This window comes from Pseudomonas sp. S2_A05, assembly GCF_054668485.1.
This window is the reverse complement of record NZ_CP162775.1, coordinates 2,091,592-2,105,664: the sequence shown is the minus strand read 5'-3', so window position 1 is coordinate 2,105,664 and position 14,073 is coordinate 2,091,592. Positions and strand designations below refer to the sequence as shown.

The following is a 14,073-nucleotide window of genomic DNA, read 5'->3' as shown; positions in this document are numbered from 1 at the left end:
AAGGAGATTCTTCATGTTCAAGCGCACTCTGATCGCCGCCTCACTGACCGTCGCCGCTCTGGCTTCTGCCCAGGCCATGGCCGTAACCGGTGGTGGCGCCTCGCTGCCTGCCGCGCTGTACAAAGGTTCTGCCAACAGCATCCTGCCAGCCAACTTCAGCTACGCCGTGACCGGTAGCGGCGTCGGCAAAAGCGCTTTCCTGACCAACAACGCTGCCCAGTTCAGCACTACCGGCACCGTGCATTTCGCCGCTAGCGACTCGATCCTCAGCGCTTCGGAACTCAGCACCTACACCAGCAACTTCGGTGCTTCCTACGGCCCGTTGATCCAGCTGCCATCGGTGGCCACTTCGGTTGCCATTCCGTACAAAAAATCCGGTCAGACCGCGCTTAACCTGACCAGCGCTCAACTGTGCGATGCGCTGTCGGGCACCGCCACCACTTGGGGCGCTCTGCTGGGTAACGCCGACAGCACGCCGATCCGTGTGGTTTACCGCAGCGTGTCCAGTGGCACCACTGAGATCCTCAGTCGCCACCTGAACGCTGTTTGCCCGAGGCAAATTCGCCGTCAACTCCACCTTCACCAACGCTCGTTTGCCGGCCGGTTCCGCGCTGCCATCGACTTGGGTCGGCGTAGCCAACACCGCTGATGTGGCCACTGCGGTGAACGCCGTGGACGGTTCGATCGGCTATGTGGGTCCGGACGGCGTGAACGCCACCAGCAACGCTGTGGTTGCCCGCGTCAATGGCGTCCAGCCAACCAACGCTAACGTGACGCTGGCGCTGAGCACTGCACCGGTGCCAAGCGCACCTGCCAACCCGGCTGGCTGGGCCCCGGTCGTGCCTAACCCGGCAAGCGGTTACCCGATTGTGGCTTACACCAACTTCATCTTCGGCCAGTGCTACAAAGATGCAGCCGTGGCCACCGCCGTGCGCAACTTCCTGACCACCCACTACAGCAACCCGGGCAACAACGTCGCCACCGTCGCCCACAGCTTCACGCCGGTTCCCAACAACTGGAAAACCGCTGTGACCGCCAACTTCATCACCAACACCTCGGGCAATAACCTGGACATCAACAACGCCAACGCCTGCAACGGCATTGGTCGTCCTTTGTAAGCCTTGTCTCAACTGCAATGAAACGGCAGCAGCCTTCGGGCTGCTGTTTTTTTGCCGATTTACTCCTCGAACATGAAGTTTGTGTGACATCCGTTCGGTCGTGAGGCTCGCCAACTGCCTATGTCGTAACAGCAGGGCTGATCCGACCTGCCACCCAAAAGGACCTGTAGTGATGCTTGCTCGCACCTCCCGTCACAGTAACCGTATCCGGCCGATCAAACGTGGCGCGGGCGATCCCGCACAGTGGCTGCTCAAGCCATTGGCGCAAGCTGTCGCCTTGTGTCTGGTGGCGGGCAGTGCCGAGGCGGCGACAGCGTTCAGTTCCACCTGGTTTGCCGCGAAGGGCGCGGCGCAGCAGGCTTCGGCGTCGCGTCCGGGTGGGAGCGGTCTGCCGGGGATGACCCCACCGCTGGCACAGCAGCAACGGGCCAGCCAGCAGTTGCAGCGCTCTTTGCAGACACTCAATAACACCGTTGCAGCGATTGCCGCTCAGCAGGCCGCACAAGCCGCTGGACGTGCCGCCGCATTGGGCAGTGTGCAAGTGGTTCCGGACGGATTGGGCGAGGGCGGCCTGAAGGTCGATAACAGCCTGAGCCAGGGCTGGATGAACGCCAAAGGCCCGCAACAAACCCAGGCCGACGGCAAGACCACGGTGAAGATCGAGCAGACCGCCGACAAGGCGATTCTCAATTGGGAAACGTTCAACGTCGGCCGCAATACCACAGTTGAATTTGCCCAGCAGGCCAACTGGGCGGTGCTCAATCGCGTCAACGATCCGAGCGCACGGGCCAGCCAGATTCAGGGGCAGATCAAAGCGGACGGCACGGTGATGCTGATCAACCGCAACGGCATCGTCTTCAGCGGTGGCAGCCAGGTCAATGTGCGAAATCTGGTAGCGGCAGCCGCGAACATGACCGATGCACAATTTCGCGATCGGGGTCTGTATTTCGACAGCACCGGCAGTCAGCCAACCTTTACCGACGCTGCTGGCAAAGTCCTGGTGGAGCGTGGCGCAGCCATGCAAACGCATCAACCTGCGCTCTCCACCGACGCCGGCGGCTATACCTTGCTGCTCGGCCAGGACGTGCAGAACGACGGCTCGATCAGTACGGCCAAGGGTCAGACGGTGCTGGGTGCGGGGGACCGTTTCTATATCCGCAAGGGTTCGGGCACCGACGGCAATGGTTATTCAACCACTTTCGGCAGTGAGGTCATTCCCGGTTTCAAGTCTGACAGCTCGGGCAAAGTCAGCAACACCGGCCTGATCCAGGCATCCACCGGCGACATCACCCTGACCGGCCGCGACGTTGTGCAAAACGGTGTGCTGCTGGCGAGCACTTCGGTGGCGACGCGCGGCACCGTGCATCTGCTCAATCCGGCCAGCGATGCCCAAGGCCGTGTGACCCTGGGCGAAAATGGCGTCAGTGCGATTCTGCTCGACAGCAGTGATCTCACGGCCCTGGACAGCCAGCGCGATGCGGCGCTGACCGGCGTCAACGCCAACAACCGGATCCGCAGCGATCAGTCACGTATCGACATCGGCAGCGGCGGCACCGTCGAATTCAAAAGCGGCTCGATCACCCTTGCCACCGGTGGGCAGGTGGCAGTTGCCGCCGGACAGCGCAGTCTATTGCGCGAGGGGGCGGTGATCGACGTGTCCGGCGCCCTCGGCGTCAAAGTGGCGATGGCAAACAACAACATCAAGATCAACGTCCAGGGCAACGAGCAGCGTGATGCGCCGGTCAATCGCGAGAGCGGCGCGCTCAACAGTAACGACATCTGGGTCGATGTCCGTGAGCTGGTATTCGTGCCGGCGGGCACCAACGGTTACGCCACCGACCGCTGGTACACCGCCGGTGGGTTGTTGGAGGTCGGCGGATACCTCGGCACTCAGGGCCATGGCGTTGGTGAATGGATGGCGCAGGGCGGTGAGGTGCGGTTTTCCGGAAAGGACGTGATCAGCGAAAAAGGTTCGCTGATCAATGTGTCCGGCGGCACGCTTGATGTGCAGGGCGGCGAGATTCGCCAGAGCTGGCTGCGCGGTGCGGACGGGCGCTTATACGAAGTGTCGCGTGCGCCGGGCGATATTCTCTACAACGGTCTTTACAAAGGTTACGAAAGTCACAGCGAGCGCTGGGGCCAGACGGATTATTTCTATAGCCCGCTGATCGCGCCGGCGCGTCGTCAGGAAGCGGGTTACACCGTTGGCCGGGATGCCGGCCAGTTGGTGATCGCCACGGGCAACGCCGTGCTGGAAGGCCAGCTGTTGGGTGAGGTATTTCAGGGCGAACGGCAAATCCAGGCACCGCGGGCAGGTCTGGACGGCTATGCCCAGACCCAGACCGCCCGGGCGCGGCGAGGGCAGTTGGTGGTTGGCAGTTACGATGCTGCTTATGTCGCTGCCAGTGCAGGCCTGCTCTATCAACTCGACCCGTTGCTCGATCAGGTGCAAGTGGGGGGCGCGCATGCCAGCGTAGCGAACGCAGGGCTGACCGACGCGGTCGCGGCAGAACGCGCAGGCAAACTGTTCCTCGATGCCGGGCTGCTCAATGGTTTCGCGCTGGGCGCGCTGAAGATCTCGGCAAAAAACACGATTGAAGTCAATGAAGATGTGACCGTGGATCACGGTGGCAACATCACCCTGTTCAGCCCTGACGTGCAGGTCAATGCCGATCTGATTGCGCAAGGCGGCAGCCTGCAATTGGGCAACGTTTTGAACCAGCTCGCCACCGATCGGCGTGATGACACCAGTCTCCAGGTTTCAGCAGGCAAGCAAGCGCGAGTGACGGTTGCGCAGGGTGTGCAGCTGCAGACACGCGGTCTGTGGCGCAACCTGTCGAGTAACCCGGACGACGCGGGCGGCCTGGCGTACCTCAATGGCGGGACGGTGTCGATCCGCAGTACCGGCGACATTCTGCTGGCCAGTGGCAGTCTGGTCGATGTTTCGTCGGGCGGTGCGGTATTGGCCAACGGCAAGATGCGTGGCGGCAAGGGTGGCGACGTGACGCTTGAATCCAGCGCCAACAGTGCGCCAGGCCTGTCGCGCATGGTGCTCGATGGCGAGGTGCAGGGCTATGGCGTGAACGGCGGCGGCACCTTGACCGTGCAGGCCAGCAAGGTGCGGATCGGCGCTTCCGGCGAAGTGTCCGAAGACCAGACCCTGCGCCTGACGCCGGAGCTGTTCCGCACGGGGTTCAGCGCCTACAACATCATCGGTCTGAAGGAGCTGGAGGTCGCCGCGCAAAGCGCGATCGATGTGCAGATGCCGGTCTATCGATTTGGCGAATCCGCCTCGACCATTGTGTCCGGTTTGTCGCCGCGCGCTGCGCTGGAGCTATGGACTCCCGCGTTATTTCAGGAAGACCCGCTCAAGGGCGTCTTGACGCAAAGGGCCGGCGCTTCTGTCGCATTGCAGGCCGGCGCGACGCTTGCTGGCTTGATTGATCCCGCCAGCAGTCCGTTGTCGATTGGCGAAGGCTCACGGATCAGTGTCGATCCCGGCCAGCGCATCGGTTTGCGCGGGGCAGGCCAGATCACGCTTGATGGTGAACTCAACGCCTGGGGCGGTATTGTCGATATCCGTCAACAGCAGTTCGGCGCGATTGATGTGGCGACGTCCTTGCAAGAGGCCGATCCGACCCCGCACAACCGTTCGATCTGGATCGGTGAACATGCCTTGATCGATGTCGCCGGTCGGGCAGCGACCGCTGTCGATGCGCTGGGCCGCGTCTACGGCCAGGTTGGCAAGGGTGGCTCGATCATTGTCGGTGGCGAGATTGATGTGAAGAAAATCACGGCGACCGCTGCCGATGCTTACGTCATCATCCGCCAAGGTGCGCGACTGGAAGCGTCCGGTGCGCAAGCCGTGCTCGATAGCGGTGGGCAAGGCCCCGCTCGTGTGGCCACCGATGGCGGACGGATCACCCTGAGTTCCTACAATGGTCTGTTCATCGAGGGCAGTCTGCAGGCCAGTGCTGGCGGTGCAGGTGCGGCGGGCGGGCGTCTGGAGATCGCTCTGGATACACCGGCGTACGGTCCCGCGAACTTGAGCAATGCGGTGCGCGTGCCACGTGAAATGATCATTGGCCAAGGGTCCGCGCCGGCACTGCCGCAGCCGCTGCGAGCGGGTGAGGCTTCGCCACTTTACGCTACGGGCGTGCACGCTTGAGTGCCGATCAGCTGATGAGCGGTGGCTTCGGCAGCGTGAGTCTGCTGAGCAACGGTCTGATGACGTTCGACGGCGATGTCGACCTGCATATGGGGCAGGGCCTGAGCCTGTTCGCCGGTTCTCTTTCATTGGCCGAGTCGGCGAGTGACAGCGCCCGGGTCAACCTCAGCGCACCTTACCTGCGCCTGTCAGGGCTGGGCACCTATTTGAGCTCGGAAGTCAAAGTGCGTCCGCGGGTGATGAGCAATCCGACAGCGCAGTTGTCCGGCGCGCAATTCACCGCCAGCGCGAACCTGCTGGACGTGGGCAACTCGCTTTCATTCGGCACCGAAGGGACTCTTGTGCAATCGGCCGCACCGGCGCTGGCGGTCAGCCGCCGTGGCTTTGGTCTGGTCACGCTCGACAGCCAGGGCGACCTGCGCTTCCTCGCGCCAACCGATGAACAGCAGCGCAGCCGTCTGTGGACTGCGGGTGACATGCACATGCGGGCTGCGCAGATCTACCCGGCCAGTGGCGTCTCGGCTGAGGTGCGAGTGGGCTATCAAAGTATGGCCGGATCGGTGCCGGAGCATACGTTGCGTATCGGCAATCACGGGGCGGCGCCGACCGCTTTGCCTTACTCGGTGTTCGGCAGCCTGACACTCAGTGCGGGACAGATCGAGCAGGGCGGCGTCATTCGTGCGCCTTTGGGGCTGATATCCCTGGGTGATGACGTCATTGTCAAAACCCGTGAACTTCACCTTCTGCCGGGCAGCGTGACTTCAGTCAGCGCCGCCGGACTGGTCATGCCCTATGGAGGAACCACCGACGGTATCGACTATCGGTACAACGGTAAGTCGGTGATGTTGAATGGCATTGCCGGAGCGACCTCCGGGGTCATCCTTGATGCGCAATACACCAATGTGCAGGCCGGGGCGGTGATCGACCTTTCGGGCGGCGGCGATTTGCGCGGTGCCGGTTTTGTCTCCGGACGAGGTGGCTCCACCGATGCGCGTTTCAATCCGCTGGTACGCAATGCCACCGATGGCACCTTCAGTTTGCCGGGGCTGGCCAATAACCCCGTGTATGCAATCGTGGCCGGTGACCAGAGCCGCTATGCGCCGATGCTGGCCGAGGCCGGCGCGGTCGATCCGCGTATCGGCCAGCAGATCACCCTCGGGACCGGCGTTGCCGGACTGGCACCCGGCACCTACACCTTGTTGCCATCGACCTTTGCCTTGTTACCGGGCGCCTTCCGGGTCGAAATCAATGGTCAAGCGATTGCGGGGCCGATGGACAGTGCGTTGAAGTTGCGCAATGGCTCGTGGACCACGGCCGGACAGCTGTCGATTGCCAACACCGGTATCCGCGACAGTTTGCCCAGCCAGGTCATCGTGACGTCTGCCGATGTGCTGCGGCGCTATTCACAGTACAACGAAACCGGGTTCAGCCAATTTGTGCTCAACGATGCTGCCCGCCGCGGTCTGCCGCGCGCCCGCACGCCGCTGGACGGCAACACGCTGCACCTGCGCATGGTCAGTGGCGGCGAGCACGACTCAGCCCTGGATTTCAACGGGCAGGTGCTGTTCAAACCTGCCAGCGGCGGGGTTATTGGTACGGCGGTCGTTCAGGGCGGTTATACCGGCGCAGAGTTTGAAATTCTCGGTGCCGGGCATACGCGAACGCCAGGGTTCGACGGTGTATCGCTGTACGCCGACACCCTCAACCGCTTGAATGCCGGACGTTTGACCATCGGTGGCACCCCAACCGTGTATTACGGTTCGGAGGGCGGCTCGATCAAGGTGATCGGCAATACCTCGGCGATTCGTCTGCGCGAAGGCGCGATCCTCTCGGCGCCAGAGGTTGTGTTGAGCAGTAACAGCGCCAATGGCGGCATCACCATCGATGCGGGAGCGGGGGTCAATACCTTGGGGCGAGGTAACGTCCCGTATGATGCCGCAGCCGGTTTCGTCTACGAACCGGGGCGCTCCAGCCTGCTGGTGGTGTCCAACGGCTGGACGCCGGTGCTTGCGCCCACCGAAGGCGGGGGCGGGAGCATTCGTATCGGCAACTGTCCGACGGCCGATTGCACCGCTGCGGCGTTGCTGTACTCCAACGGCAGCATCATCGCCGCCACTGACAAAAACTTCGAACTGGGCGAAAGCGTGCGCTTTGGCACTCGCCAACTCGGGCTTTCGGTCGGTGTGGTCAATGCCGGCAGTCCGCAAGCACTGGCCGCAGCCAGCGGCCGCACACTCGCGGGCCTGACGCTTAACCAGAACGTGCTGGATCGCCTGTTGCAGGGCGACACGCAATCTGGCGCCCCCGCCCTGGAAACCCTGAGTCTGGTGGCCCGCGATGCGTTCAACTTTTTCGGCAGCGTGACCCTCGACACCATTGATCCGCAGACCGGCCAGAGCCGTTTGCAGAATCTGGTGTTGGGTAGCCCGGCCATCTACGGCTCGGGCGCTGCCACCGATGTCGCGACGATCCGCACCCGCAATCTGATCTGGAACGGGGCGACTCAGGCCCCGGGTACGGTGGTCAACGACGGCGCCGGCAACGGGCACGGCACGCTGGATATTCAGGCGCAGCGGATCGAATTGGGTTATGGCCCGAACCCGCAGCCCAATGGCCTGGATCGCAATAACCGACTGGCCCTGGGATTTGCCGACGTCAACTTCAACGCCAGCGAGCGCATCACCGCCAACCACAAGGGCAGCCTGGCGGTGTACGAATCCCAAGGAGCTTATGACGCGGTCAAGGGGTTCAGTTACAGCGGCGGCAATCTCAATCTGCGCACGCCATTGCTGACCGGCGAGGCCGCCTCGGTCAGTGAACTCAAGGCGGGCAACAACCTGACTCTGAGTGGTAGCGCCACAACGGCTGCCGCTGATGCCCTCGGTGCGCAACTGAGCCTGACGGCACGCAGTGTTGTGCTCGACAGTCGCATCGTCCTCGCCAGCGGCAAGCTGCTGGTCAATGCCGAGGATGATCTGCTGCTTGGCAGCGGCGCGCAGGTGGACATGGCGGGCCGGGTTCTGCCGTTCAATGATGTGCAGAAATACAGCTGGGGCGGCGACGTGTCGTTGCAGAGCACCAACGGCAATATTCGTCAGTTGGCGGGCTCGCGAATCGATCTGTCCGCCGTCAACAATCAGGCCGGGCAATTGAACGTTGTGGCCACTGGCCACTGACGCTGGACAGGTTGATCTGCAAGGGCAGATTGTCGGCAGCAGCAGTGGCTATTACGACGCGGGCGGTACGTGGGTGCCGTACAAGGCCGCTGGCGTGGACATTCGCGCCCAGCGCCTGGCGGGTGATTTGAGCGAGGCCTTTGCCAGCCTTAACCTGCGCTTGAATGCCGGCGGGGTAGTGGGCAGATCGAAGCTTCCAGTTCAAGCAGGGCAATCTGCGTATCGGTAACGAACTCAAAGCGGGCCAAGTCAATGTCTCGGTGGACAATGGCAACCTGACCGTGGACGGGGTGATCGATGCCAGTGGTGAACGGGTCGGCAGCATTCGCCTTGCCGGCAAAAACGGTTTGAACCTGACAGGCAACGCGCTGCTCGATGCCCATGGCCGCGTACTGCGCGTCGACAGCTACGGCAAAATCATCGACGCACCGAACCGCGCCATGGTTGAACTCAATTCAGGTGACGGCGTGCTGACGCTGGCCGCTGGTGTACGGATTGATCTGCGTCACGGCACCGATGCCGTGCCTGGAAACCAGGCGGGACAACGCGATGACGTGTTGCGTGGGACGCTGGAGCTGAATGCACCGCGCCTGGGCGGCGGTGACATTGCGGTGGATGCCAGCGGTACGTTGAGTATTCAAGGTGCCCGCTCCATCGGGCTGAATGCCGTGCGAAGTTACAGTGATGCTGCCGATGGCACCGATCCGGCGGCCAGCGGTCGCCCGTATCAAGTGATCGATCAAGCCTACCTGGATCGCATTCACTCAGACAGCAGCGGCTTTATCGATGCGGCGCTGGGTAACAGTGATCTGCTACAACGCAAACTGGCCGGCCTCAACAATGCGACCTATGCCGATGCGTTTCATCTGCGCCCGGGGGTGGAAATCGTCAGCAAAACCGCTGACGGCGATCTGGTGGTGCAGGGCGATCTCGACTTGTCCGGCTACCGTTACGCCAGCCTCAACCTGCACACTCGCCGGACCTCGGTGTATGGCAGCGGGGAAGCGGGCAGCCTGTTGATCCGTGCCGGTGGCAACCTCGATATCTACGGCAGCATCAACGACGGTTTCGCACCGCCGCCGGAAACCGTGGACGACGCCGGCTGGAAACTGTTGCCGGGGATACAGCCTTTCGGCGGTGACCTGATCGTACCGGGCAGTGGTGTCAGCCTTGCCGAAGGGACGCTCTTTCCGGTTGGCGCCACCTTGAATTACGACCTGCCGATTCAAGCCGCCACACTGGCCGCGGGCACGGTGTTGCCGGTTCAGAGCACTTTGGCCGCACCTTACGTGTTACAGGGTGGAACGGTGCTGGCCGGCGATGTGCATGACGCGGCGGGTAACCTGATGTATGCCGCCGGTACGTTGCTCGACAACGCTGTGACCCTGCCGACCGGCAGTCGTTTGGGTGCAGGTATCCGCTTGCACAACGCCACCGCACTGCAGGCCCTGCTCTGGCCCAAAGGCGTGCCGCTGCCGGGTGCGGTTGATGCCGACAATAAAACGGTGGGTGTTGTGTTGAACGGAACGTTGGCGCTGTTGCGGGGTTCGCTGATCCCCTCCATGACCAACGTGAAGCTCGCCGATGGCACGGTATTCCTCGACCTGCGTCCTGCCAATGGAAACCAGCAAGGTCGAAACTGGGCGATCGCCAGCATGCTGCCGGCGGGCAGTGCGTCGTGGTCGATGCGCATGGTGGCAGGGGCCGATCTGACCGCGGCCGACAGCCGTAGCGTGAAACCTCAGGCCAGCGTTGGCAACTTGCAGATGGCCGACACTCACTATGGTGTGAGCATGATCGAGGTGGCCGGCAAACTGGTCTGGGCGGTGGATAACGAGTATGGCTTTACACCGTACGAACCGGTTCCCGAGGAATACCTTGTGCTCTGTGATATCGCTCCCGGTTCTTGCGCGCCCATGGCGCGCAGTGTGTGGGCGCCTGGTAACTGGATGGGCATGCCGGATTACACACCGATGAACGATGACGAATTGTTCTGGTGCTCCATCGACCCGGCACTGTGCATTGAAAACAATCCGAGCAAGAGCGCCCAGGCCCACACGCAGATGTTCAGCGTTTTGCGTACTGGCACCGGCGACCTGGATTTGATGGCGGCCGGTAACCTCAGCATGGCCTCACCTTTCGGCGTCTACACCGCCGGCACCCAATCTGCAGACGTCGATGCGCGTTATAACCAGCCCCGCGGAAGGCTGTCGGCTGATGGCTCGGTATTGGGCAGCGCTGGCAGCGATTACGAAAAATGGGTCGATGGCGGCAGTGCCAGCCTCTATCAGGCCTGGTATCCGCAGATGGGCGGTAACCTGACGATCAATGCCGGCGGGTCTGTGTCGGGTGACGTGCTTGGCCGTCGCTCGGTCGCTCACGGGCGACGGTACGCGGGAGCAGGTGCCGAGTGTGGCGGTGGGCAATTGGCTCTGGCGCCAGGGCACCGGCAACAACGATGTACCGACTGCCTGGTGGATCAATTTCGGCAGCTACGCTGCGCAGCCATTGCCAGCGCTGGGCGAGGAAACCAGACCTTATCTGGTGGGCTTTACCGGGTTCGGTACGCTGGGCGGCGGCAACATCAGTCTGAGCGCCGGCGGGGATGCTGGCATGCTCAAGACCATGGGCGACGACAGGTATGCGTCGTACCCTCGCAGTCAGGGGTTGATCGTGGCTGTCGGCAGTACGGGCCGCGTGGACAGTGACGGGAACTTGCAACTGACCGGTGGCGGAGACCTGGATATTCGTCTGGGCGGTGTCCTTAATCCGTCTCTGCAGGCACGTGCCGGCCTCGCGGGTACCGGCACGCCGACGCACGACTTGCAGGGCGCGCTCATCAACCTGCGCGGTGCGGCGCAACTGACGGGCGCCGCGTTGGGCGGTATCAATCTGCAGTACGGCGCCTCGGCGCTGTTTCATGACCCACGGGAAACGCGCGCCTTCGACCCGTTCAACTCGACGGCCAGTAATGCCAGTGGTGGGCTGGTGCTGATTCCCGGTGACTCCGGCATGCGCCTCAACACCCGCGGCGATCTGGTGTTGGGTGGCGCCGCCGACCCGGGCCGCGTGAGGTTGCAGAACTCCACACCGTTTACCACAGCGGATGGCATTTACCATGCCGGTGGCGGTTTGAGTGGTTTCTCGCTGTGGACCGATCACACGGCCATCGATTTGTTCTCGGCCGGCGGCAACCTGACGCCCAGCACCCAGTTGATGGAAACCACCGGGCAGGACCCCGTCGCCGGGCTTAACGGGTCACCGACCGATGACCGCTTCGTCTTTCCTTCGATATTGCGTGCCGTGGCCGGCCAGGGCTCGATTTATGCGGGACCATCAGCGGCCTACGGCATAGGCAACCCCGCGCCGGCTCTGGCCTGGTCATTGCTGTTGGCACCTTCCAGCGCGGGGCAGCTTGAACTGATCGCTGGGGATTCGATCTATGCCGGCGGCTACGCCATCAACCAGTCAGGGGCCAGCCCAGCGGCGCTCGCCACACCGTTTGCACCCGCGTTCAATGGCTACGGCAACAACCAGTCCGCTCGGCCGATCACGACCAACGCCGGCAGCGATGGTGTGCTGGCGCAAACCAATTCGCGCTATCCACTGTTTGCCTTTGGTCCCGATAGCTACTCGGGGTCTAGCAGTGTTCAGGGGCCGGCGCGCTTCTATGCACTGACCGGTGACCTGGTAGGAATTCGCACGGGCGAAACGCTGGCGTTCGCGACCACGAAGCGCACCTGGTATGAATCGGCAGGCCCGGTGTGGATGGTGGCGGGGCGTGACATCGTGGCGTCCGGTACCAATTTGGGGCAACCCACGTTTGCGCCCGTTGGGGGCATGGGTCGCAATAACGAACAGATCGCGTCTACCGGCAATCTGTTCGTGCATAACGATGCGCGCGACATTTCGCGGGTTTCGGCCGGGCGAGACATTCTCTACAGCAGCTTCGACATTGCCGGCCCGGGTGTTCTGGACGTCAATGCCGGGCGCAATATCCTGATGGAAGATCGCGCCAGCATCACCAGCCTCGGCCCTGTCGTGGCAGGTGATCAGCGCGCCGGTGCGAGCATCGTGATGCAAGCGGGTGCGGGCGCGCAGGGGCCGGATTACTCACGGTTCATTGCGCGTTATCTGAACCCGCAAAACGTAGCGGATTCAGCGGTGGCCCTGAGCGCGCAACCGGGCAAAGTGGTCAAGACCTACGTCGAAGAACTGCTAGAGTTGGCTGAGCCTCGGTTATGGCTTCAAGGGTGGCGACGAACAGGCGCAAGCGTTCTTCGCCGCACTGCCGAGTACCGAACAGGCGATCTTCGCCCGCCAGGTGTACTTCGCCGAATTGCGTGCCGGTGGCCTGGAATACACCGATGCCGATGGCCCACGCACTGGCAGTTACCTGCGCGGTCGCAACGCCATTGCGGCGCTGTTCCCGACCACTGATGTCGCCGGCAATCCGATCCGTTACGACGGCGATATCACGATGTACGGTGGCGCCGGGGTCAAGACGCTGTTTGGCGGCGATATCCAGATGCTCACGCCGGGCGGTGGTCAGGTGTTCGGCATCGAAGGCGCGGCGCCACCGTCAACGGCGGGGATCATCACCCAAGGCTCGGGCGACATTCAGCTGTACTCGCAAGGCAGCATTCTGCTCGGCCAGAGCCGGATCATGACCACGTTCGGCGGCTCGATTCTCGGCTGGTCCGCCGAGGGCGACATCAACGCCGGTCGCGGCTCGAAAACCACCGTGGTCTACACGCCGCCAAAACGTGTCTACGACATCTGGGGCAACGTCACGCTGTCGCCGTCGGTGCCGAGTACCGGCGCCGGTATCGCCACACTCAACCCGATCGCCGAAGTGGCACCGGGCAACATCGACCTGATCGCGCCACTGGGCACCATCGATGCCGGCGAGGCGGGGATTCGCGTGTCAGGCAACGTCAACATCGCCGCGCTGACGGTGGTCAACGCCGCGAACATTTCGGTGCAGGGCAAAGCGACCGGCGTGCCGGTGGTGTCAGCGGTGAATACCGGCGCGATCACCTCGGCCAGTTCGGCGGCATCCTCCGCTACGCAAGCGGCGGAAGACGTCGCCCGGCAGCAACAGGCAGCGGCGCGGCAGAACCAGGCCTCGGTGTTCACTGTGCAGGTGCTCAGTTTCGGCAACGAGCAACTGGCACCAACGCGCGATGGTGCCAGTCGCGCGCCAGCGACGGGTTATAACCCGGACAGCCCGGTGCAGGTGCTCGGTGCCGGGGCGCTGGATGAACAGGCGAAGCAGCAGCTGACCGAGGAAGAGCGTGGGCAGCTGACGTTGTAAAAGACTCTCGTGCAGTACGTTTGGGCGGCCGGTTGGCCGCCTTTTTTTATGAATGGTTATGGATATTTTTTACGGGCGTGCAACACGGTCAGAATTTTGATGTGGTCTGTCACCTGATAGACCAGTAAATAATTCGAGTTGATGACCACTTTCGCGAGTGCCCGGTATTCGGCCGGAGCGGAAACCATGCGGTATCCAGGAAAGCCTTCGCGCTGCGGCGCTGAGCTTTTGGTGCAGTGCAACTGAAGCGACAGTGTTGCGTTGTTCTACGTATTCGATGATGTCAGCCAGGTC

The 14,073-nt window shown here is 62.7% G+C and carries 2 pseudogenes; both read left to right on the top strand.

What is annotated here, in order from left to right:
• Positions 1-13: 13 nt before the first annotated feature.
• Positions 14-1,118 (top strand): annotated as a pseudogene (locus AB4O12_RS09640) (substrate-binding domain-containing protein).
• 172 nt (positions 1,119-1,290) lie between these two features.
• Positions 1,291-13,779: pseudogene (locus AB4O12_RS09635) on the top strand (filamentous haemagglutinin family protein).
• Positions 13,780-14,073: the final 294 nt, after the last annotated feature.